Origin of the sequence: Pedobacter sp. CAN_A7 (assembly GCF_015752175.1) — a bacterium.
Lineage (GTDB): Bacteria > Bacteroidota > Bacteroidia > Sphingobacteriales > Sphingobacteriaceae > Pedobacter.
Genome location: NZ_JADOUW010000002.1, coordinates 679,049 through 703,508, shown reverse-complemented (window position 1 = coordinate 703,508; position 24,460 = coordinate 679,049). Strand labels below are relative to the sequence as shown.

Sequence of the window (24,460 nt, the reverse complement as noted above, 5' to 3'; positions counted from 1 at the left end):
TGTGTTTAAGAATTATCCGTTTAGTGCAGCAGCACCACTCACAATTTCCGATAACTCGGTCGTGATGGCAGCCTGACGTGCCTGGTTGTAAGCTAATTTTAAAGCTTTCAACAAGTCACCTGCATTTTCGGTGGCCTTATCCATAGAGGTCATCCTTGCACCATGTTCCGAGGCATGTGAATCTAACAATGCTTTATATAATTGGATTTTAATCGACTTTGGAATTAATTGTTCTACAATTTGTTCCTGAGAAGGTTCCAAGATATAATCAGTATTGGAAGTTTTTACCGTTGTCGGCTCTGGTTTTGGAAGTGGCAACAACTGCTCGGTGGTCACAAATTGAACGGCTGCATTTTTAAAGCGGTTATAAATCACTTCCACTTTATCAAACTCTCCTTTGGCAAATCCCGCCATAATGGCTTCGGTAATTTTAGTTACATTTTCAAAGGTAAGTGCTGCATAAACCTCATTGTTGTTTCCAAGCATATTATAGCTGCGTTTTTCGAAGAAATCCTGAGATTTCTTACCAATTGCAGCAATGCTTACGTTCCCTTTTGCAAATTGATCACTGTATTTCTCCGCAATCAGGTTGTTGGCAGCTTTAATCACGTTCATGTTAAAGGCACCTGCTAAACCGCGGTTAGAAGATACAACTACAATTAAAACCTTGTTAGGCTCACGCTCTTGTAGGTATGGAGAGGAAGATCCTTCCAGACTTGCAGAAAGATTTCCAAGGATATCTTTAAGTTTTGTAGCGTAGGGACGTAATTGAATAATAGCATTGGTAGCACGCTTTAACTTAGCAGCCGAAACCATTTTCATGGCTTTGGTAATCTGCTGGGTAGATTGTACCGACGCTATACGTATTCTTACTTCTTTTAAATTAGCCATTCTTTTTTATCTTCTGCCAGAGCAAATTAGTATTTACCTGCTAGTTCTTTAGCTACTGTTTCTAATACACCAGTTACGGTATCATCCAATTTACCTGCTTTTAAAGCTTGTAACGTTTCAGGGTGACGCAATTCTAACTGTTGTAAGTATTCTGCTTCAAATTCTCTGATTTTGTTTACAGGAACTGAACGCATTAAGTTTTTAGTACCGATATAAACGATCGCAACTTGTTTCTCTACAGTTAGTGGAGAGAATTGACCTTGTTTAAGGATCTCCACGTTACGTGCACCTTTATCTAATACAGATTTAGTTGCTGCATCAAGGTCAGAACCGAATTTAGAGAAAGCCTCTAGCTCACGGTATTGTGCCTGATCTAATTTTAATGTTCCTGCAACTTTCTTCATCGATTTAATCTGTGCATTACCACCTACACGAGATACCGAAATACCTACGTTAATAGCCGGACGAACACCTGCGTTAAACAAGTTAGATTCTAAGAAGATCTGACCATCAGTAATGGAAATTACGTTGGTAGGAATATAAGCAGAAACGTCACCAGCTTGAGTTTCGATAATTGGCAATGCAGTTAATGAACCACCACCTTTTACGATACCTTTCAACGACTCCGGCAAATCATTCATTGCTTGAGCGATGTTATCATTCTGGTTAATTTTTGCAGCACGTTCTAATAAACGACTGTGAAGGTAGAAAACGTCTCCAGGATAAGCCTCACGACCCGGTGGGCGACGAAGTAATAAAGAAACCTCACGGTAAGCTACAGCTTGTTTAGACAAATCATCATAAACAATTAATGCCGGACGACCTGTATCACGGAAAAACTCCCCGATAGCTGCACCTGCGAAAGGCGCGTAGAATTGTAATGGAGCAGGATCTGCAGCAGATGCTGAAACTACAATGGTATAAGCCATTGCACCATTTTCTTCTAAGGTACGTACAACGTTAGCTACTGTACTTGCTTTTTGACCACAAGCAACATATATACAATAAACAGGGTTGCCTGCTTCGTAAAATTCTTTTTGATTGATAATGGTATCGATACAAACGGCAGATTTACCAGTTTGACGGTCACCAATAACCAACTCACGTTGTCCACGTCCAATTGGAATCATCGCATCAATCGCTTTGATACCTGTTTGAAGAGGCTCGTTAACTGGTTGACGGTAAATTACACCTGGTGCTTTACGTTCGATAGGCATTTCGTAAGTTTCACCTAAGATCGGTCCCTTACCATCGATAGGCTCACCCATTGTGTTTACCACACGGCCAAGCATACCTTCACCTACTCTAATAGAGGCAATTTTTTTAGTTCTTTTAATGGTGTCGCCTTCTTTGATTTCACCTGAAGAACCCAACAATACCACCCCCACATTATCTTCTTCAAGGTTCAAAACGATACCTTGTAAACCGCTTTCGAATTCAACAAGCTCACCTGATTGAACTTTAGTTAAACCATATACACGAGCAATACCATCACCCACTTGTAATACGGTACCAACTTCTTCCAGTTCGGCTTCTGATTTAAAGCCCGACAATTGTTGCCTGATAATTGCCGATACTTCGTCTGGTCTTACCTCTACCATAATTTATATTTTCTATTGTAAATCAGTAATTTTTTTAACTTTTATCTTGTGAATTACGCCACGCCCTGGGCAAACTCTTTTTTTAACTTATTCAACCCGCTGGCAATACTTGCATCAAATTGTTTGTCGCCAACCTTCAAAATGAAACCACCGATCAAATCAGCATTTACTTTTTCTTTGATGACCACCTCATTTGCACCAATTTCTTTTTTAACAATGGCAGTAATTTCAGTTCGGTTTTCTGGGGTTAGCGCAATAGCAGACGTTACTTCAGCAGTCACAATACCTTTAAATTCATTGTATTGTGTTACAACTTGTTTCGCAGCAGAAAACAAAATGGCAGAACGACCTTTGTTTACCATCAGGTTCATAAATGAACTGGTGATCACATGTACCTTGCTTTTAAATAAATCGGCTAAAATACCAGCTTTTTTATCTACAGGAACGATTGGATTTTTAAGAATCGCTTCTAGCTCCGGGTTATTTTGAATAACACCTGATATTAAAACCATATCCCCTTTTACAACTTCCAAAGCATTATTTTCTTTGGAAAGGTCAATGATCGATTTGGCGTATCTTGATGCTGCTTTATTTTCTGACATTCTAATCTTATTTAGCTAATTGAAACAATTAGTTTAATTCAACATCTTTCAAAAGATTTGCGACCAAATCTTCCTGCGTTGATTTATCTTTTAGTTGCTCACGTAAAACACGTTCAGCAATTTCGATAGATAAACTTGATACCTGACTTTTCAATTCAAACAAAGCAGTTTTCTTTTGATTCTCGATCTCAATCCTTGCTTTCTCAATTAATTTAGCACCTTCAGCTTGCGCTTGAGTTTTCGCCTCATTAACGATATTGTCTTTTAATGTTTTAGCTTCTTTCAACATTTGGTCGCGCTCTGCACGTGCAGTTTTCATTAACTCTTCATTTTGAGAAGTTAAACGAGCCATTTCTTGTTTAGCTAATTCTGCTTTGCTTAATGCTTCATCAATAGATTGCTCACGCTCTTTGATCGCTGCTAAAACAGGCTTCCAAGCAAACTTGCTTAAAATAAACATTAACAATAGAAACGCTATTGTTTGAAAAATAACTAAACCAAATTCTGGTACTAATAATTCCATCTTATATTTTTATATCTAGTGTTCTCTTTTTAAAAATTTGTACCCGGTCTTCCAACCGGGTACAAGTTTAACTAGCCATTACCCATTAGGGCAACTACTACTGCGAAAAGCGCAACAGCCTCAACGAAGGCAGCAGCGATTAACATCGCAGTTTGGATTTTAGAGGCAGCTTCTGGTTGACGAGCAATACCGTCCATTGCAGAACCACCAATTTTACCGATACCTAGACCAGCGCCAATCGCAGCTAATCCTGCACCAATTGCAGCAATACTTCCTGTAATCATGATTTTATATATTAATTGTTGTTAAAAAATTCTATTAATGGTGTTCTTCAATAGCCATACCTATAAACAAGGCAGACAAGATTGTAAATATGAATGCTTGAATGAAAGCAACAAGCAATTCAATGGCGCCAATGAATACTGCAAAAGCAATAGAAATAGGTGCGATGTATAAACTGTTAAATACAAAGATTAAACAGATAAGTGATAACATTAAAATGTGTCCTGCAGTAATGTTTGCAAACAAACGTATCATTAAAGCGATAGGCTTAGTGAAGATACCTACGATCTCCACAGGGATCATTACAATCCACATCAATTTAGGAACGTCAGGCGCAAAAATGTGTTTCCAGTAGTATTTGTTACCGTTAAAGATGGTAAGCAAGAAGGTAGCAATTGCTAAAATCATGGTTACCGCAATATTACCCGTTAAGTTGGCCCCTCCCGGAAGGAATGGAATTTGACCTAACATATTGTTAAACCAGATAAAGAAAAACACGGTTAACAAGTAAGGCATGAAACGCTCGTATTTATGACCTAAGTTAGGCTTAGCGATGTCATCACGAACAAAAATAATGATTGGCTCCATCCAGGCTTGAATTCCTTTAGGCGACTTACCATGATTTGTTTTATATCCTTTGGCTACACTTAAAAATACAACTAACAAAATAACGATAGAGAACAATAGCGTCACTACGTTTTTAGTCACCGATATATCTAAAGGACGTGAATTCGTTGCATGGTGTTTTTCGTCTAAATCCACATATTGACCATGTGCATTAGACACTGCAGAAGCATAGTAAATTTTTTCATGGAACTTAACAAAGCGCTGACCACCTTCTTCAACTACTACCTGTGCGTCATCATTGTACTGAAAAGCTTCAGAACTAAAATTAACAATACCGTTACTGGTATATAAAATTATTGGAAGGTGAATATAGACATCACCAATCACATGCCACTGATGAGAATCGGCAATGTGGTGTAAGGCAAATTTACCTATATCAAACTTTTCCTTGCCCTTAGGCTCGGCGTGTGCATCAGTTGCTGTCACTACGGTATCCACTTGCGAGAACGCAGGCGAAGTAACCGAGAAAAACGCTAAGAAAAGCGTAAAAACAACAATTAACCTTTTCACTTTAAAATCAAAAACGTGGCTACAATCCATTTACTCGCAGATTTTTACTTATTATTTTGGTGGCGCAAGTTACGTAACAAACAGTAGATTTCAAAGAAGCTAAACAATAAATATAAAGAAAAAAAGTTCAGCACGAATACGAAGCCGCTTCCGGTATGTTTTACGCTGTAAATCAGCACGAAAGCCATAGAGAAAATCATTTTCACCGCTATCGACCCCATAATGGCCATAATTCCTGTTTCAGGGTTTCGTTTTGTACCTAAATAGACCATGATGTAGGCGATGTAGGTGATGCCTCCGAGGAATCCGAATATTAACCAGAATTTGGGAACGAGGATGGTTTCACCCGGAAAAATAGAAGGTAAAAACCAGGCTATGGTGCCTAGTACAACACAAAATAAAAGGTAACTCAGGGTAAACTTGCTTAAACTCAATTCGTATGTTTTTTACAAAACTATAAAAAATAACATGGGCTTCACCTTAGTTATTTTTTATTGAGCTGTTTAACCACCTGGTAAAGTGAAATCAACACCCCGATCAAACTTAAGATCGCTGTTACAATTGGCTTATCATTTTGCTGGTAGTCGTCAATTTTATACCCTATAAATGCAAATAAACCAATTGTAGCTAACATTTGAAATCCTATACTGGAATATTTCACAAAACTGTTTGCCTGACTTTCTTCTTTATCCTTCCTCAACTCTTTCATTTGTTTATCAATTAAAACCTTCAATTACGCTAAAAATTGGTTTGAATGGGATATTTTTGTTTACTTTTTCCTAAACATTTACGATACACCCATCTTTGAGACACCAGAATACTGCTTATATAAAGATAACACTAATTTGTGCCTGCTTGTTCCCTATCATTTCTTGCAGTACTCAAAAGGAGACTGTTTTAGGCAAGGGCATGCATAACCTGACTGCAAGATATAATTATTTATATCAGGCTAATTTAATTCTAGACGACTATGAATCGCAACAGCGCGATAGTTATGCAACTAACTTCCAGGAAATTCTTCCTGCCTATATAACCACCGATCATTTACAAAACATAACAAGTGAACCGGATAAAGTGATTGAGAAAGCCAAAACGGTTATCGCAGAGAAAAGCAACTCCAAATATATGGCTGAGGCCTACCTGTTGTTAGCAAAAGCTAATTTTATAAAGGGCAACTATTTCCTGTCGCATGCCTATTATGAATATGTGGTACAAGCCTTTCCTGAAAACCCTACTGTTCAGGTAATAGCTTTAGACGGACAAGCCCGCAGCCTCTTGCAGCTAGGTAAATATACGTTGGCTAAGCCAATATTGATCAAACTGGGCTCAGCCTTGCCCGGGGTTAAAAAAATCAAGGCTGAGCCCCTGGCTACTTTAGCACAAGCGAACATCATCAGCCAGGAGTACACAGCAGCGATCCAGTATCTTGAGGCTTCACTGAAAGAAGGCGGCACAAAATATGATCGCTTGCGTCGCACTTACCTGTTGGCGCAACTGGAAGAACGCCAAAAAAATTACCCTAAAGCGTTGCACCATTACCTGAAAGTCCAAAAAAGCAATGCCCCTTTTGACTTATATTTTAATTCCATCCTTAATCGGATAAAAATCAGCAGCCTACAGCAGCAAGGAACGGATAAAAAACAAGAAATCAAGTCGTTAATTAATGATGACAAAAACGCAGGCTATGCCGACCAACTCTATTACGAACTTGCACAAACCCATGCCGAAGAGCATAACTTTAACCTGGCGCATGAAAATTACCAGCTTGCGTTAAAGGCTAATACGACGAATAGCTACCAAAAAGGACAAATATACCGGCAATTGGCTTTGCTAAACGCTAAGCATCTCAAAAGGCACACACAAGCCAGGTTATATTACGATAGCGCTTTAATAGCATTACCAAAAACATATGCCGAGTATGAGCAGGTGGCTCAGGAACATAAAAATATGGTATACCTGTCTAGCCGTTACGAAATCATTGCGCTACAAGACAGCTTACAACACCTGGCCAGCTTGCCTGCCGAAGAACGTAAACGCAATCCCAAAAGTCAAAAAGCAGTTATGCCAGCGCCAAATGCCAAACTCCTTGATCCAGATGCTACTGACACCCTGGCAAAAAACCAAATTCAGGATGGCGAGGCTTCACTACCATTAACACCAACACTTCTGGCAGCCAGCAACCACAAAATAAGAGAGGCTTATCAGCAATTGGGAAGTTTTTATGCCCAGGAAATAGGTGATCAGGAGGAAGCCAAGCACATTTTTCAAATCCTTGGCAGCAGATTTCCTAATAGTGTGTATGTCCAAACTCAATTGAACCCTGCATGGCGCAGCAATAAAATGGAGACGGAAAGACAACAACTTCAAAAATATAATGAAGTCTACCTGGCTTATGAAAGCAAAAATTACAAGCTGGTTATTGACATGGTAAACCAGCTTTCCCTATCCTCAGAGACCAACCACACCCTGGCTGTCCAGTTTTTATACCTGCGTGCATTGGCAATTGGCAGAACCTCCACAGTAGCCGAGTTTAGCGAAGCGCTAAAAGCCATTAGCCAGAAAAATCCACAGGACGCTTTAATTAGTCCGCTAGTGCTGGCACATCAAAACTTTGTTAAACAACACCTCCCTGCCTTTCAAAAAAGAAAAACTGCATTGGTAAATACCGATCCGGATGAACCGCCGTTAATAAATGTACGCATCGTCGATACCAAAACCAGCGTGGCGGTAGCCGAAGAGGTAAAGTCGGAAACCATCATATCAACCCCAATCGTTCCACAGGGTATTTTTAGTAGCACCATTGCTGGAACCTTTTATTTTGTGGTGCAGGTATCTAATGCCAGTCTCCCCTTAAGTTCTTCTCGTTTTGGAATTGGTCAATTTAACCGCGGAAACTATGCTGACTATGGCTTAAAGCACCAATTGACAGAAATTGACAATGAACAACTGATTTACATCGGGAACTTTACTAATTTTGCCGACGTAAAAACTTACGCTGAAGGTATACGTCCGCAACTGAAAAAGATTATGAAAGTAAAAGAAAGCGACTATACCAGTTTTATCATTAGTCAGGAAAACTTTGATAAAATCACCAGCGAAGACCTTTTAAAAAAGTACTTAGAATTCTATAAAAATAATTATTGAAATGAGCAAAGACCTTACTACGGCCGATATAAAGAAATATAACCTCACTATTTGGAAAATATTTATTGGTGCCATTGTCATATTCGCCTTATTTATCGTTTCTATCGGCTTCGGTGTCTTTGGCACTTTGCCTTCTTTCAGGGATATTGAGCATCCTAAGAGTAACCAGGCTACAGAAATTGTGGCAGAAGGCGGAAAAGTGATGGGTACTTATTTTGTCCAGAACCGTTCCAATGTTACCTACCCTGAAATCTCTAAAGAGGTCATTAACGCTTTAATTTCTACAGAAGACACCCGTTTTATGGAACACTCGGGTATAGACTTTAAGCGTACATTCACCATTATCTTTTATAATATTATTGGCAAAAAACAAGGCGCAAGTACCATTACCCAACAGTTGGCTTTAAACCTTTTCTCTGAAGAGGGCCGCCAGAAAAATACCTTTAAAAGGTTAATGCAAAAATTTCAAGAATGGGTAATTGCCGTAAAACTAGAGCGAAATTACACTAAGGAAGAGATTATTACCATGTACCTGAACACGGTAGATTTCGGTAACCAGGCCTACGGAATCAAGTCTGCCGCTCGTGTCTATTTTAACACCACACCCGATAAATTAAATGTTACGCAAGCTGCTACGCTTGTTGGATTGCAAAAAGGAATTACCCGTTATTCTCCAACCCGTAACCCTGACCGCTCTTTAGCGCGCCGTAATACGGTGATGTCCATGATGGTGAAAGCTAACCTCCTGTCGCCAGAACAATATAACATCGAAAAACAAAAACCATTAGGTCTGAAGTTTAATGCCGGAAAAGTTAGTGATGGTATTGCCCCATACTTCCGCTCGGTTTTAAAAAACGAGGTTAAAAAAATATTTAAAGAACGTTCTATCTTAAAAGCTGATGGTACACCATATGACCTGGACCGTGATGGACTGCGTATCATCACCACCATTAATTACGACATGCAAGTGTACGCCGAAGAAGCTCAAATAGAATACATGAAAGTGCTGCAGGCACAATTCTCCAAAAGCTGGAAAGGTAAAAACCCTTTCAAAGGCAAGGAACTGCAAATCGATCAGGGCGTAAGAAGATCTGACCGTTATAAAGCATTGAAAGCCGAAGGTAAAACGGATGAAGAAATTGAAAAAGACTTTAATACGCCAACAGAGCTAAGCATTTTCACTTGGAAAGGCGACATTGATACCTTAATGAAACCGATAGATTCGGTAAAATATTATAAAATGTTGTTGCGTAATGCCATGATGGTTATGGACCCTCAATCAGGTTACATTAAAGCATGGGTTGGCGGCATTAACTATGATCATTTTAAATATGATCAGGTAAAAATGGGTACCCGTCAGGTAGGCTCAACCGCTAAACCTTTCACTTATGCAGTGGCTATAGATAATGGTTATTCACCGTGTTACAGCGTGATGAACGAACCGGTAACCATTGAAGTTCCAGGCAGTGAACCCTGGATTCCACGTTCATCAGGTACCATCGCTGGGCCCATTACCTTGCAAAAAGCCCTTGCTTTCTCTCAGAATTACATCACCGCCTTTTTAATGAAACAGGTTGGTCCTACTGCGGTTTCCACCCTTGCACAAAAGATGGGCATCACTTCAGATGTTCCTGCCTACCCGTCCATAGCACTAGGGTCTTTTGATGCCTCTGTATACGACATGGTGGGTGCATATAGCGTTTTTGCCAATAAGGGTGTGTGGACAGAACCTACTTATATACTTCGTATTGAAGACAAAAATGGCATCGTGTTATATGATAAAAGACCAAGTGTGCATCCGGCACTAAATGAAGAGGTCGCTTATGTGATGACCCGCATGCTTAAAGGTGTGGTTCAAAACGGTACAGCATCCAGATTAAGCTGGAAATATGGCATAAAAGGCGCCATAGGTGGCAAAACTGGTACTACACAAAACAACTCAGATGGTTGGTTTATGGCCATTACCCCACAATTGGTTGCAGGAGTTTGGACCGGCTGTGAAGACCGGGCTTTCCATTTTGCCAGCACCCGTGAAGGTGAGGGAGCCAATACCGCATTGCCAATCTATGCTGGGTTTATGAAACGTGTTTACGCGGATCCTAAATTAGGGATTACACAAAAAGACTTTGAAGCACCCAAAAATGGTGTCTCCATTGTTTACGACTGTAATCAATACCAACCTCAAGATACCGTAACTACCGAGTTGGATGAGAAATTAGGTTTTTAATATTCAGACAATAGTTGATAAGGATGAGTGTTTTTGATTATAAAACGGCGCTGGCCGATATTCCGCACCGACCTGGTGTTTACCAGTTTTGGGATGTCGAAGGTACGCTTGTTTATATTGGGAAAGCCAAAGACCTGCGCAACCGTGTAGGTTCTTACTTCAACCAAGACAACCAGATGAATGGTAAAACCAGGGTACTGGTGTCCAAAATCAGGAAAATTTCCTTTACCATCGTCGATACCGAGATTGATGCCTGGCTGCTGGAGAACAGCCTGATCAAGAAACATCAGCCTCGTTACAACATTATGTTGAAGGACGATAAGACCTATCCCTGGATTATTATCAAAAAAGAACCTTTCCCCAGGGTATACTGGACCAGGAACCGGATAAAAGATGGCTCTACCTATTTCGGCCCCTATGCATCCGTAGGTATGATGCATACCATTCTGGATTTAATTAAGGAAACCTATCCCCTTCGCACCTGTACATTACCCTTAACCCAGCCCAATATTCAGGCTGGAAAATTTAAGGTGTGTCTGGAGTACCAGATCGGCAATTGCAAAGGGCCATGTCAGGCCTACCAGAACGAAGATGAGTATAACAGAAATATTGAAGAGATTAAGGAAATCCTCAACGGAAAGATTGGGAACGTTATCCGGGAGGTGAAACAGGTCATTAAAAATGCAGTAGCCGACCTTAACTTTGAACTTGCCCATCAATACCAACGTAAAGCGCTGGTGCTTGAAAAATACCAAAGTAAATCAACCGTAGTCAGCAGTTCCATTACCAATGTTGATGTGGTCAGCATTGCCTCCGACGAGCGTTATGCTTTCGTCAACTTCCTCAAAATTATGAACGGAAGCATTATCCAGGCACAAACCATTGAAATAAAAAAGAAACTGGATGAAACAGATGAGGAGTTGCTTACCCTGGCCATTTCTGAATTCCGCACAAAATTCAACAGCACTTCAAAAGAAGTGATCATTCCTTTTGAAATCACGCTGGAGGATCCAGAACTCCGCTTTACCGTTCCAAAACTCGGCGAGAAAAAAAGCCTGCTGGAGCTGTCGCAGAAAAATGTATTGTTTTTTAAGAAAGAGAAATTGAACCAATATGAAAAGCTGAATCCAGATCTAAGGTCAGACCGCATTCTCAGCCAGATGCAGAAAGATTTAAGGCTAACCAAGCTGCCTCATCATATCGAATGTTTTGATAACTCCAACTTCCAGGGGAAATATCCGGTATCCGCGATCGTGGTATTCAGAGATGCAAAACCTTCAAAAAAAGACTATAGGCATTTCAATGTAAAAACTGTGGAAGGCCCTAATGATTTCGCTACGATGGAAGAAGCAGTTTACAGGCGATATAAGCGCATGCTGGAGGAAGAGCAGCCTTTGCCTCAACTGATCATCATTGATGGCGGTAAAGGTCAGTTATCATCTGCCATGACCAGCTTAAAGAAACTAGGTATAGAAAAACAAGTTACCGTAATTGGCATTGCCAAGAGACTGGAAGAATTGTATTATCCAGGCGACAGTTTTCCACTATACCTGGATAAAAAATCGGAAACCCTGAAAGTCATACAGCAATTACGTGATGAAGCGCACCGATTCGGCATCACCTTCCACCGTAAAAAAAGAGACCAGGGAACCCTGAAAACGGAACTCGAGGGTATTCCAGGTATTGGTAAAACCACTGCCGATAAACTTTTACGCCACTTTAAATCTGTAAAAAGAATTAAAGATGCGGAAGAGCAGGAACTGGCAACGGTTTTAAATAAAACACAGGTAAAAACCCTGTTAGAATATTTCAATACTAAGGTTGAACCTTAGTATTTCCATATCCTTTGTTCAAAATCTTTCAAACTTTGATTAATACGGTCTGACTCTACAATTACCCTTGGATCATTCGCATCTGTTGCCCCTATTATTTCCATGATTGATTTATTACCTGGATTCGTTTCTTTCACAATCGTACTGGTAAATAAACGCCTGACGAAAAAGTCATCATAAGTCATCACGGAAGCATCATTGTTAGGATTTTGCAGGCGCTTAGTACTCAATATTTCCCTGGCATCATCAAAATAGATCCAGAATACCGGTTGCCAGTTTCCTTCTACCATTTTCATCGGTGCAATACCAATAATTCTAGGCTCAAAAACCGCACGTTTAACATCTAAAATCCAGTCTTCCTTAATTCTGTATTTCGAAAATTCATCAGGTCTTAAACGCCTCAAAGTAGGTTCAGATAGCTTCCCTGTGTTCTCGTCAATCACCCCTTCGGTGGTTCCCCTGGCTAAATTCATCGCTTCGTTTGGGGTTAATGCAATTTTAAAGGAATCATCATCTTCAAGCACCCTTCCCTGAGCGGTATCTTTTGGGGAATAGGCCGTCAGCTCTTCCAGCGCAATGGCATCCAGAAAAATCTGAATCAATTTATACCGGTCATTATTAAGCACTGAATTAACTGTATCGGTTAAATCAACTTCGCGCCATATGCGTTTGGAGTAATAAACATCCTCTTCCCTGACGTTGGCATATGGTATCACCACATTACTATCCACATCTGTCCTGGCCGAAAAGCCATCTCGGGGAATTGCCCTAATTCTCAGCTTTTTTTCTGGCAATATCGTTGTCCTTGGCATTTCCTGTGCGAAGGACGCTGTACCTATAAACAACAGCATGAATGTATATAAAACCTTTTTCATTGGTGATTATTTTTATTTTTTATGGTAATGAATCGATCATAAGCGATGATCATTCATCATGAATTATCTTGTAATAAACGTGATATTATCTAAAACTTTTTGTCGGCCATCAGGGCCTTCACATACAATATCTTTAAAAATGACCGTGGCTCCTGGCTTAATGGAATTTAAAGCCCCTTTAATCTGGCTGTTAAAGTTAGCACCGCCACAGGCAATTGTCACCGCATCCGCCCTTGGATTAATAAACGTGGCCGAGAAACGTATTACCCTGTATTTTACATCGAATACAAAATCATCAAGCTGGGTATCCATTACGTTGGCCGCTTCCAGCCACTCCACTTCCACACTACCACCCGATTTCCCCCTCACCAATCCTTTTGGCGTAGGTAACGCTTTTACCCGAAACTTTTGTGAACCCAGTGAAACCGTTTTGCCGTCGTTAGTCGCCGTAACATTAATGTTTACTTCCTTACCTATTTGTCCACCGCCAATATTTACCGTGTACTTTCCATTCCCGCCAGTCATGGTTCCACCGCTAATGCTCGCCCTAACACTTTGCAGGGGGAAACCAGCTGCCGAAACCGAGAAAGGATTCGGTATACCAGCATATATAACATTCATTTTATCCGGTGATACCGTTGCCGAAGGTTTAGCGACCTGATAACTCTGTTCAGGAGTTCTGTATTCCTTAATCTGCCCATCGGTTTGTTTCACCCGAATCGTTCCTGCCCATTTAAATACCCCTACACTGCTGGTATTGCCCGTATAAACTCCTTTTCCTTCATTTACCGACAGCTTGTTTCCACCTACCATAATTTCCGGACTGGACTTAGAATCACTGGCGGTTAAAAATACCTGTGCCCGATAAGGCTGACCCTGAATTACATACGAAGTTGGAGCAACAGCAACTGCGGCAAACTGATCCAGATTGACCAAGGACTTGTCCATGTTGCCGAAAAGTTTTTTTACCACTTCCGCCTCTGCATTTTTTACGTCGGTTTGTATTTTCGTTAAAATCGTATTTGCTGCAGTTAATGGTGTGCCTTCACCGAAGTTAATGTCCGTCCATTTCTTTTTTCCGTTAACCCTTGTCGTTGCATCTTTGGCCTCCAGGGTAAAAGTCACTGTCTTACGGTCCTCCGGACTCAATAACTCCAGCAAATTTTTCCTGGTATCATTAATTCTATTTTGCAGTTTAAATCCTTCCCGTTGATTGATGAGGATATTTTGCGCAATATCCTGATTTGCACGTTCCACCAGATCACCGGTCTCCGGGTCAATGCCGCGGCCAGCTTTAACAAACAGCTGTTGAAGACTGTCGATATAATTGTGCAGTGAAGCTGTATAAGCCTTCGCTTTATTTGCCTTCTCCCAGATGGGCTGTGCCCTTGCTGGCTCGTCTTTTAACTTGGTACTTTGAAAAGAAGAGAAAAGCTGATCGACACTGCTATTTACATTGTTTTTTGAGGTTTGCAGACTGTCGTTAATATTTTTGAAGGCATCTAAAATCGTATCAGACACGTTTAAGGCAAGCATAGCTAACAACACCAAATACATGATATTGACCATCTTCTGCCTGGTGGTTTCTCTCGCTCCGGCCATTATAGAACAGTTAGGTAATTATACACGCGGTTGGTTCATTGCAGTCAGCATATTTCCATAAATAGCATTCAGCGAAGCTAAATTTTTAGCCAGCTTGGCCACTTCTTCCTTAAACTGTTTCGAATCCTCCATGGATTCATTAAAGTTGTGCATTGTTAAAGAGAGATTCTGATAGAATTTATTCATAGACTTCAAATGAGCCGTTGAATCTTGTAACTCTAATTCATAAACTGCATTTAAAGCAGAAAGATTTTTCGCCAGGGCATTAACCTGTTCATGATAGGCTTCTGCATTTCCGCTACTTTCGCCCATTTGAACCAACTGAGCTGTAGCTTTTCCAAAGGCTTGGTTCAGCCCGTCAAAACCTGCTGTTGCCGCCTTTAGCTTCGTTGTAAATTCATCTGTAACCTGTGCTGCATCAGCTACACGGGATATAGAAGCCACCTTATCACCAAAAGTACGCAAACCTGCCCCTAGACTTTCAATCAATTCCGGACCGATTTTCGCATCCGTCATCATTTTATCTAAAGCGGCCGTATTGGAATAAGCAGGCACTACAGCAGCGGGCTGCAGCACAGTTTTAGGCCTTGCCAGTCCGTTAAAATCATCTGTCAACTCCGGATACACCTTATCCCATTCCGGCTCAGGCTTCGGCGGAAAAAATCCAGTAACGAAAAATAAAATAGCCTCTACCGCCAGACCGAAACCAATGAGGTAATTTCCCATGATACCGCCGATATGTAGAATTTTAAACAGAACACCGATAATAACAATACTGGCCCCCCAGGAAACTGCGGTATGTAACCAATCAAATTTAGGTTTTGTTGCCATGATAGCTTAGATTTAGAATTACTTGATATTTGAACCAGGATAAGAAGCGACACAGCGGAAGCCTATATAAGACCTTGGCTGATCCTGGTATTCATAGGTAGCCACTGAATTTTGAAGAAAATAAGCGATGTCTTTCCAGGAACCACCTTTCACTACTTTACGCTTCAGGTATTTACTATCTGTAGCTTTAGCAACAAACGTATAATTTGGATTAACATCATGCAATAGCGCCGCCGCAGATGGATTATAGGCCGTTGCCGTCCATTCCGCTACGTTCCCTGCAAGGTTATATAACTCGTAATCATTCGGCAGATACGAACGTACATGTACCGGGTAAAGGCCGTTATCAGGTGTGTAATTGCCAGGATCATTTTTAAAATTTGCTTGTAAGCGTTCCTTATCGTCGGTAATCAATTCACCAGTCCATGGAAATTTTGATTGTTCGTGCCCTGCTTTAGCAGCATATTCAAATTCGGCAGCCGTTGGCAACCTGAACTCCAGTTTTGGATGTTTCTTAGACACCTTTGCACCCTCATATTTTTTGGTTAGCCAGATGCAATAAGCGTTGGCCTGTTCCCAGGTTACACCTACTACCGGATAATCGTCGTAAGCAGGATTGCTGAAGTAATCTTTGGCCATTGGCTTATTTTGAGAATAGCCATAATCCACCATCCACACTAAAGTGTCAGGATAAACGGCAATAGAAGGAAATTCATTGGCTTTAGCCGGATCCGGATCATCCACATAACTCTGGATAAAATCCTTTCTGTTCATCGAAGGATTATTTCTGCCCGCAGCGGCCAGGTCCATATTCAGGATACTAAAAGAATATTTTAACTTACGAATATCAATTTCACGTCTGCCTAATAAAGCGTCATCGCCACTGTAATACATGGCTTCCAACTTACTGGCATAACCACCATTCCCATCATGCCACAAGTATTTTTTTACATTGTTCCAGTCTATTGCTCTTTGTGATGTCAGTGTGGCACCACCTTTAGTTGTGGCTACTGGTTTATATAAGTTAGGCGCTGCTGTAGGCCCAAGCATGGTTGTGGCCACCGAGTCTCTTACCCAGTTCACAAACTCACGGTACTGTTTATTGGATACTTCTGTACGGTCCATAAAAAAACCACTGATGGAAACCATCCTGCCAGCAGTGCTAACCGTATCCATAATATCTACAGGCACACCTACATAAGTCTGTCCAGCAGGTATAGTAGCCATATTACGGGCTATAGGAGATAAAAATTTATCGTTTTTTTTAACGTTTACCCATCCCTGTGCCAAACTTTTAAAAGTAACAGATGATAAGCAAAAGGCAATGACAAGTCCTGATAGGAAAATTTTTCTCATATATGCTGATATAATTACCAGCAATTGTATCAAAAATCATCGAGATAAACAATGATTCTTTAAAATTAACATTAAAAGAACTCAGTTTTTCTTATTTATTAGATTTCTTTAAGTAATTCTCAATAGCCATAATCATAGATGGCGCTTCAGGTGATGGAGCTGCAATATCAACGATTAATTCGGCATCGGTCACTGCCTTATGGGTGTTTAAACCGAAAGCGGCAATTCTTGTTTTATTTTGTGAAAAATTTGGGAAATTCGTAAACAAAGACTGTATACTCGATGGACTGAAAAAAGCAATGACATCATAAAATACCTCTGCTAAATCAGAAAGGTCACTCACCACCGTTTTAAACAAAACAGCAGGTGTAAAATCATAACCGTTTTTCTGAAGAAATTTCATCGTATCCTCTGTAGCCATATCGGAACATGGGTAAAGGAATTTTTCTGCAGCATGTTTTTTCAACACCTCTGCCAGGTCCGAAGCGGTTTGTTTTCCAAAGAAAATCTTTCTCTTTCTATACTGAATGTACTTCTGCAAATACAATGCAGTAGATTCAGAGATACAAAAATATTTAAGGTCACTTGGCACCTCGTAACGCATCTCTTCACAAATCCTAAAGAAATGATCAACTGAATTTCTGCTCGTAAACACCACAGCAGTAAAATCAGCCAGGTTGATTTTGTCCTTTCTAAAGTCCCTTGCAGGTACTCCTTCGACATGGATGAACGACCTAAAATCGATTTTCAAATTGTACTTTTTAGCCAAGTCAAAATAAGGCGACTTCTCTGTTTCAGGCTTAGGTAAAGTAATTAAAATACTTTTAACCTTGCGTAACCGATCTTCTTTGTTTTCTTGCATTATCTAAAATAGCGTTATAAACCTACTGCCTTGATTAGTATCAAAATAGGACAGATTTCGAGGGCACAAAAGTACAAAAATAAATAGACCTTTGAAAACCGATAGTGAGATAATAAATTCACCCCCGCCCTAATAAACTGGAATGTAAAAATTAATCCAACCAGGATTAATGATATAATAATGTAATTTAAACCATAACTAAGTGAAGTTAATGCAAAAGCAATAACCAATGGGATAAACAATAATGAGGTATTAAAATAACTTAAATATAATATAATAATATATTCGTGAACTGGCTTTTGGATGTTAAATAAGTGCGCAAGTAATTTTAAAAGAACAATTTTTAAAGTATAAAGAACAATAATTAAGATGGAAATGGTGAGGTAAAACTGAAAACCTCCAGTCCCATAGCTAAGCTGATAGAACTGGGTAACCTGGTAAAAAAACATCCCAATGACGAATCCAAATTGGATAAACAACAACAGGAAAGGCCAGGAAGTGAACAAGTTATCCTCTTTATTCAGGTTGTTAAGCACCCGGTTACTAAAAAAAGCTTCAATGATGGTGGAGAGCTGCCGAGAAAAATATCTTTTCAGGATGGCAAACACAAACAGCAAAAAAGCGATGAACCCCAACACCCAGGTTTCTCCTCGTACCAGTGGCTTCCCTTTTTTGTATAAACTATCTTTTTTTGCTTTCTCATATATGGTGAACCAGGGCGTTCCGGCAGGGCGGTTATACAATTTTGCCTGCATAATACTATCGATGATGATCGACGAGCTTAGCAACGAATCCGGTAGAATCCAGCTATGCCTGATGATGGAGTCTGTAACAAACTTTTGACGTGCGAAGTATGCAGAATCTTTAAAAACCCTAGTTGGTCTCGCTTTTGCAACTACGGTATCTTGCAAAATTGGCGCAGCAATTTCTTGCGCGGGAACACTTAGCGTTCCGGCAACGAGTAAACAGCAAATAAATGTCAGGAGCGTTTTCAATATTGCAAAACTAAGTTATTATAAACTAATTAAACAACTCTATCAGGTCCTTCCTCGAAAGTTTCTTCAGATCCTTGTCTATTTTAATCAGGTCGTTCACCAGATCGATTTTTGTTTCCTGCAACTGTCTGATCTTATCTTCTATGGTTTCCGGGCAAATCAGTCGTACTGCAATCACATTTTTCTTTTGTCCTATGCGGTAACTGCGGTCTATTGCCTGGTTCTCTACAGCCGGGTTCCACCAGGGGTCTACCAGGTAAACATAATCCGCTTCGGTTAAGTTCAACCCCGTTCCTCCTGCTTTTAAACTGATTAAAAACACCCGTACTTCCGGCTTTTGTTGAAATGCCTCCACCTTTGCTTCCCTGTTCTTTGTTTGTCCCGTCAGGTATTCAAAGCCAATATTCCTTTCTATTAGTTCCTTCTTAATTAAGTCGAGCATAGACACAAACTGCGAAAATACTAGAATCTTATGCTCTGCCTGTTTACCCTCAATTTCCTCTAGCAACACCGTAATTTTTGATGAAGCATCACCATAATACTGATCATCTTTAAGCAATGCCGGTGAATTACAGATCTGCCGTAAAACCGTAAGGCCTTTCAATACATGCATGCTATTTCGTGCCAGGTCTTCTTCTTTTTGAGACAACAGGAAGCTTTTATACGCTGCCTTATAGGCATCGTAGACCTTCCTTTGTGTATCACCCATTTCACAGTAAATAACCATTTCGGTCTTATCGGGAAGTTCGGTAGCTACCTGCTTTTTTGTCCGCCTTAAAATAAAGGGGCGTACTTTTTTCTGTAAGTCGGCCGCCCGTTTCATGTCCTTAAACTTATCAATCGGCGTCGAATAAACGTCTTTAAAATACTGTCGTGAACCTAACAGCCCCGGGTTAGCCAAGGATAACTGCCCATACAAATCAAAGGTGCTGTTCTCTAGCGGCGTACCGGTCACCATAATTTTGTTACGTGATTTTAATAAAGCCGCGGCTTGGTAACGTAGCGAGGATGGATTTTTCACCTGCTGCGACTCATCCAGAAATATGGTACTAAACACATATTTCTTTAAGTATTTGACATCATAAAGCATGGTTCCATACGAAGTAATCACCACATCAAAAGCATCCAGTTCCTTCGTATCCTTAATGCGTTCTACCCCATAAATGGTGTGTACTTTTAGGGAGGGCGCAAATTTAGCCAGTTCCTGCTGCCAGTTGAATAACAAGGTGGTTGGCACTACAATTAAACTAGGCGGTCCTTTTACTCCCCGTTCCTTTTTCACTAACAGGAACGCAATAATTTGTATCGTTTTCCCTAGTCCCATGTCATCAGCCAGGCAACCGCCAAAACCAAACTCATCCAGAAAATTTAACCAGTTTAAACCTTGTTGCTGATAGCCCCGTAAAACAGTTTTTAATCCCAGTGGAACACAAACCTCCTCTACTTGTTTAAAGCCCGACAACCGTTCTTTAAACGTAGCCAGTTCCTGTTTCACCGCTGTGGCCAGAAATTCCGCTTCATATAATTCCTCCACGCCGCTAAAGTTCACCTTTGGCGTACGGATCGTTTCTTCAACCACTTCCCCGGCATGGAAATACTTCGTAAAACGATCGATCCATTCATCAGGCAGTATCCCCAGGGTGCCGTCACCCAGCTGCACAAACTTACTTTTGTTCCTAATCGATTGATGCAGGTACTTTAAACTGATTTTTTCTTTGCCATAAGTCAACTCCACGCCTGTTTCAAACCAGTCTAAGCCACTTAATACTTTAATGTCAATCTTGGCCCGGTGCGGACTCAGCTTATTATTCGATAGTTCCTTAAAACCTAAAATGGTGATGCCCTGCTTGTGCCAGTCCTCAAACGCATCCAAAAACCAGCCATTGTCTAAAAATCGGCTCCGGTGCAGGTAAAAATGATGTTGTTGCAGCTGTTCTTCAAAATGTGGATGTTGCCGCATGAGGATGCTGGTCATCTGTAGCTCCATAGCCTCATCACGGGCTACAGTAAAAGGCTTACCGCGACTATCTAAAGTGTATATCGTTCTTTTAGACAACACTGGCACCTCAACATTGCCGTATCTTACCACTGGCGTAATCAAAATATGATCGCCTTCGTCCGATAAGTAAATGATCTTTTCATTGGGCAGGTCAAAACTGTTTTCCAGTAATTGCTTTTTAGTGGCCGACTTTAAATAAGCATAGGTAATCTGTATGTTGTTCTCTAATTTCGACAGGATAGTGCGCTGAAACTCTTCAAACTTACTTTGGTAAATTAATATTTTATGGTCATGTTTCTTAAAGAACGCAATCATCCTTAAAAAGTCAGGATTATCGATGAGGTACATCGTATGCTGGTCATGCAGGAAGTATTGAAACTTCACTTGCAACTTCTCCAGGTCGTAACTCCTTTCACCAAGAAACAGTTGTCCGGTTACTTCATAAAATGCATCACGCTGGTTTACTGCCATCCTGATATCCAGCTGCAGAGCGGTAATGTAAACGGGCAGCAATGCTGTGGTGACCACTGATTTAGCAGTTTCCTTCAATTCATAAAAGGCTAGGCCAAAGGGGTTTTTCACCAATGCCTTTAACGCTTCCATATCCATATCGGGGTTTTCTGCATCATATTGATGTTGAAACTTGGCTACCGCGGTATAGAACTTCAGTTCTTCTGGATCAGTAGTTTTCCAGATAAAATCCAGGGGGTTGAGTAACACCAGAGGATTTTTTAGTTTCCCTTGTGGCGTTGCTTCTCCCTCATATAACTCCACCAAAAAATGGCCGTAATATTTATGCTTTTTAAACACCACGATCCGCTGCCGTAGGGCCGGGTTGTTTTTAAAAACAGGCACTTTGTCCGATGGCAATAACTGCCCCGTGAGGTAACGCCTGGATTCTTGATTTACTTTGATCAGGGCTTTGTCTTTCGGACTAATCGTAATACTCCGGTTGTTATATTCTACCTTAAAATAGTCATCTAAATGCGGTTCTTTTTCCAAACCGTAGTCCAAAGCGGCTTCCTGCATCCGCTCCTGCCTAAGGGAAACATCAAAAAACAAACGTAACTCTGGTCGCCGCATCACGTTGTATAAAACCTGTGCCTGGTGAACACACAACAATGCACTCGTTTCCTGGCAATCGCACCCCAGACGTAAGGTGCTTGCCAATAAAGAAACCGTTACATAAGCCGATCTTGCGCTACCCGGGCGGCATACGAACATGCAGTAACCGATTTCGGGATCCAACGCCCTTACGTCAAACAGATCAGTAAGTTCAGTGTCTACAGGCTGCCCGGAATGCCTGGCGATAAATGCAGGGTCAAGCTGCGCGGCATTAAAGTCTTCAATTACAATTTCGTGGTCAGGCATTAATCAAAGATAAATGTCTTTTGTATAAGGGCAACATCAATTTTTTAATGAATGGAATGCTTAAAAATAATTTTATACATTTACAAAAAACTTTAGGGGTGCCTTGTGCTGAGATATACCCTTTGAACCTGATGCAGTTAGTACTGCCGAAGGGAAAAGTAGAACAACATCCATCTATTGTTGTTTACCAATCCTCCAACGGGTCTACTCCTATCGTTTAAAATTTAATTTAAACCAGATGGAAGTCACCGTAAATCAACAAAGCTATTCTGTTTCTGAAAATTGCTCCTTGCAGCACATGATCGATCATGTCCTTGTAGTGCCCGTTAATGGCATTGCCATCGCGGTTAACCAGGAGATTATCGTGAAGAGCGACTGGCCAAGCTACGTCCTGAAAGCCGGTGACCAACTGACCATCATTAAAGCCACCCAAGGCGGATAAAACAATCAACGATGAAAACACAAACAACCCCAACCGAACAAGTAATCAGCCGGGCACCCTTTCCAGGCTCCCGCAAAGTCTATGTTAAAGGACAGCTGCATCCTATCGAAGTAGCCATGCGTGAGGTGGTACTCGATGATACCAAGCTGCATGGAAGATTTGGCGAAACGGAACCCAATGCGCCAGTAACCATTTATGATACCAGTGGACCATTTACAGATCCCAACATAAACATTGATGTAAAACAGGGCTTGCCACGCCTGCGTGAGCAATGGATCGTTAACCGTGGCGATGTAGAACAGCTGGATGTCATTTCCTCCGATTATGGTAACCTGCGCGCCAAAGATCAGAAACTTGATGCGTTAAGGTTTGCACACATCAACAAACCTTATAAAGCAAAACCGGGCATGAATGTTTCACAAATGCACTATGCCCGAAAAGGGATCATCACGCCCGAAATGGAGTACATCGCCATACGTGAAAACCAGCGTATAGACTTATGGAACGGCGAAAATGACGCATTGAGCCATCAACATCCCGGTCAGAGTTTTGGGGCAAACACACCCAAGGAATATATTATCCCCGAATTTGTTCGCCAGGAAGTAGCCTGTGGCCGCGCCGTTATTCCATCCAATATTAACCATCCTGAAAGTGAGCCCATGATTATCGGGCGTAATTTCCTGGTGAAAATCAATGCCAATATTGGCAACTCCGCGGTGACTTCCAGTATCGAAGAGGAAGTAGAAAAAACTGTTTGGGCATGCCGCTGGGGTGCAGATACGATCATGGACCTCTCTACTGGTAAAAACATCCACGAAACCCGTGAATGGATCATTCGTAACTCCCCGGTACCCATCGGCACCGTACCTATTTACCAGGCTTTAGAAAAAGTAAATGGCAAAGCCGAAGACCTTACCTGGGAGATTTTCAAAGATACCCTGATTGAGCAAGCCGAACAGGGGGTAGATTATTTTACCATCCATGCAGGCGTTCTGTTACGTTATGTGCCGCTTACCGCTAAGCGCATTACCGGTATCGTATCACGCGGCGGCTCCATTATGGCCAAGTGGTGTCTGGCACATCACAAAGAAAACTTCCTCTATACACATTTCGAGGAAATCTGTGAGATCATGAAAGCTTATGACGTGGCCTTTTCTCTAGGTGATGGACTAAGACCAGGTTGCATTGCCGATGCCAACGACGCTGCACAATTTGGCGAGCTGGAAACCCTGGGCGAACTGACCAAAATTGCCTGGAAACATGATGTTCAAACGATCATCGAAGGCCCTGGTCATATCCCTATGCACATGATCAAAGAGAACATGGACAAGCAGCTTGCACACTGTGGCGAAGCACCTTTTTACACCTTAGGCCCGCTCACCACAGACATCGCCCCTGGTTATGACCACATTACTTCTGCCATCGGTGCAGCCATGATCGGCTGGTTCGGTACGGCTATGCTTTGTTATGTTACCCCTAAAGAACACCTCGGACTTCCTAACAAAAAGGATGTGAAAGATGGTGTGATCACCTATAAAATTGCTGCACATGCCGCAGATCTGGCCAAAGGACACCCCGGCGCACAATATCGCGACAACGCATTAAGCAAAGCACGTTTTGAGTTTCGCTGGCAGGATCAGTTTAACCTATCGCTTGATCCGGATACGGCCAGGGAATTTCACGATGAAACTCTTCCTGCCGATGGTGCCAAGATCGCTCATTTCTGTTCCATGTGTGGCCCTAATTTCTGCTCCATGAAAATTACACAGGATGTACGTGACTATGCCAAAGAAAACGGCATGATGGAAGATGATGCCTTATCTAAAGGGATGGAAGAAAAATCAAAGGAATTTTTACAAAAAGGAAGTGAGCTTTATTTGTAACAGCC

20 protein-coding genes and 1 riboswitch are annotated in these 24,460 nt (G+C 41.1%); of the genes, 5 read left to right on the top strand and 15 right to left on the bottom strand.

Annotated elements, in window-relative coordinates; translation table 11 throughout:
- Positions 1–12 precede the first annotated feature (12 nt).
- From atpG to IWX76_RS09110, 8 genes are all read right to left on the bottom strand, one after another.
- Entirely contained in the window at positions 13–891 is an 879-nt protein-coding gene (atpG, locus tag IWX76_RS09145) for an ATP synthase F1 subunit gamma (RefSeq protein ID WP_196859598.1), read from the bottom strand.
- Between the two features lie 26 nt (positions 892–917).
- Positions 918–2,492, bottom strand: coding sequence for a F0F1 ATP synthase subunit alpha (gene atpA, locus IWX76_RS09140; protein WP_196859597.1), 1,575 nt, complete (start codon positions 2,490–2,492; stop codon positions 918–920).
- A gap of 53 nt (positions 2,493–2,545) precedes the next feature.
- Positions 2,546–3,094, bottom strand: a complete 549-nt coding sequence (atpH, locus tag IWX76_RS09135; protein ID WP_196859596.1) for an ATP synthase F1 subunit delta — start codon at positions 3,092–3,094, stop codon at positions 2,546–2,548.
- 28 nt (positions 3,095–3,122) lie between these two features.
- On the bottom strand, positions 3,123–3,617 hold the full coding sequence (locus IWX76_RS09130; RefSeq protein WP_196859595.1) for a F0F1 ATP synthase subunit B: 495 nt from the start codon (positions 3,615–3,617) through the stop codon (positions 3,123–3,125).
- A gap of 71 nt (positions 3,618–3,688) precedes the next feature.
- On the bottom strand, positions 3,689–3,898 hold the full coding sequence (atpE, locus tag IWX76_RS09125) for an ATP synthase F0 subunit C (RefSeq protein WP_108553637.1): 210 nt from the start codon (positions 3,896–3,898) through the stop codon (positions 3,689–3,691).
- 37 nt (positions 3,899–3,935) lie between these two features.
- Positions 3,936–5,066 carry a F0F1 ATP synthase subunit A gene (gene atpB / locus IWX76_RS09120; protein WP_196859594.1) on the bottom strand — a complete coding sequence of 377 codons (1,131 nt, stop codon included), beginning with the start codon at positions 5,064–5,066 and terminating at the stop codon, positions 3,936–3,938.
- A 14-nt stretch (positions 5,067–5,080) separates the two neighbouring features.
- Positions 5,081–5,470 carry a hypothetical protein gene (locus IWX76_RS09115; RefSeq protein ID WP_334641565.1) on the bottom strand — a complete coding sequence of 130 codons (390 nt, stop codon included), beginning with the start codon at positions 5,468–5,470 and terminating at the stop codon, positions 5,081–5,083.
- 50 nt (positions 5,471–5,520) lie between these two features.
- Positions 5,521–5,745: an AtpZ/AtpI family protein gene (locus IWX76_RS09110; RefSeq protein ID WP_196859593.1), complete on the bottom strand. Its 225-nt coding sequence runs from the start codon at positions 5,743–5,745 to the stop codon at positions 5,521–5,523.
- A gap of 146 nt (positions 5,746–5,891) precedes the next feature.
- On the opposite strand from IWX76_RS09110, the gene porW reads away from it, so the two are divergent.
- From porW to uvrC, 3 genes are read left to right on the top strand one after another with little or no spacing between them, the layout of a single operon-like run.
- Complete coding sequence (gene porW, locus IWX76_RS09105; protein WP_196859592.1) at positions 5,892–8,180, top strand: type IX secretion system periplasmic lipoprotein PorW/SprE; 2,289 nt, start codon at positions 5,892–5,894, stop codon at positions 8,178–8,180.
- A 1-nt stretch (position 8,181) separates the two neighbouring features.
- A complete protein-coding gene (locus IWX76_RS09100; RefSeq protein WP_196859591.1) occupies positions 8,182–10,407 on the top strand; it encodes a transglycosylase domain-containing protein in 2,226 nt (741 codons plus the stop codon).
- A 23-nt stretch (positions 10,408–10,430) separates the two neighbouring features.
- On the top strand, positions 10,431–12,239 hold the full coding sequence (uvrC, locus tag IWX76_RS09095) for an excinuclease ABC subunit UvrC (protein WP_196859590.1): 1,809 nt from the start codon (positions 10,431–10,433) through the stop codon (positions 12,237–12,239).
- On the opposite strand, the gene gldN is transcribed toward uvrC, so the two are convergent.
- From gldN to IWX76_RS09060, 7 genes are all read right to left on the bottom strand, one after another.
- Complete coding sequence (gldN, locus tag IWX76_RS09090; RefSeq protein ID WP_196859589.1) at positions 12,236–13,114, bottom strand: type IX secretion system ring protein PorN/GldN; 879 nt, start codon at positions 13,112–13,114, stop codon at positions 12,236–12,238. The genes uvrC and gldN overlap by 4 nt on opposite strands.
- Before the next feature lie 63 nt (positions 13,115–13,177).
- Positions 13,178–14,716 (bottom strand): type IX secretion system motor protein PorM/GldM, encoded by a 1,539-nt coding sequence (gldM, locus tag IWX76_RS09085; RefSeq protein WP_196859588.1) that lies wholly within the window; start codon positions 14,714–14,716, stop codon positions 13,178–13,180.
- A gap of 18 nt (positions 14,717–14,734) precedes the next feature.
- Positions 14,735–15,547: a type IX secretion system motor protein PorL/GldL gene (gene gldL / locus IWX76_RS09080; protein ID WP_196859587.1), complete on the bottom strand. Its 813-nt coding sequence runs from the start codon at positions 15,545–15,547 to the stop codon at positions 14,735–14,737.
- 18 nt (positions 15,548–15,565) lie between these two features.
- A complete protein-coding gene (locus IWX76_RS09075) occupies positions 15,566–16,903 on the bottom strand; it encodes a type IX secretion system lipoprotein PorK/GldK (RefSeq protein WP_196859586.1) in 1,338 nt (445 codons plus the stop codon).
- A gap of 91 nt (positions 16,904–16,994) precedes the next feature.
- Positions 16,995–17,765 (bottom strand): uroporphyrinogen-III synthase, encoded by a 771-nt coding sequence (locus IWX76_RS09070; RefSeq protein WP_196859585.1) that lies wholly within the window; start codon positions 17,763–17,765, stop codon positions 16,995–16,997.
- Between the two features lie 14 nt (positions 17,766–17,779).
- Entirely contained in the window at positions 17,780–18,760 is a 981-nt protein-coding gene (locus IWX76_RS09065) for a DUF4271 domain-containing protein (protein ID WP_334641564.1), read from the bottom strand.
- A gap of 25 nt (positions 18,761–18,785) precedes the next feature.
- Complete coding sequence (locus tag IWX76_RS09060; protein WP_196859584.1) at positions 18,786–22,130, bottom strand: DEAD/DEAH box helicase; 3,345 nt, start codon at positions 22,128–22,130, stop codon at positions 18,786–18,788.
- Positions 22,131–22,214: 84 nt separating this feature from the next.
- A riboswitch (TPP riboswitch) is annotated at positions 22,215–22,302 on the top strand.
- Here IWX76_RS09060 and thiS point away from each other — a divergent pair.
- A complete protein-coding gene (gene thiS / locus IWX76_RS09055; RefSeq protein ID WP_334641770.1) occupies positions 22,303–22,572 on the top strand; it encodes a sulfur carrier protein ThiS in 270 nt (89 codons plus the stop codon).
- An 11-nt stretch (positions 22,573–22,583) separates the two neighbouring features.
- Positions 22,584–24,455 carry a phosphomethylpyrimidine synthase ThiC gene (gene thiC, locus IWX76_RS09050; protein ID WP_196859582.1) on the top strand — a complete coding sequence of 624 codons (1,872 nt, stop codon included), beginning with the start codon at positions 22,584–22,586 and terminating at the stop codon, positions 24,453–24,455.
- Positions 24,456–24,460: the final 5 nt, after the last annotated feature.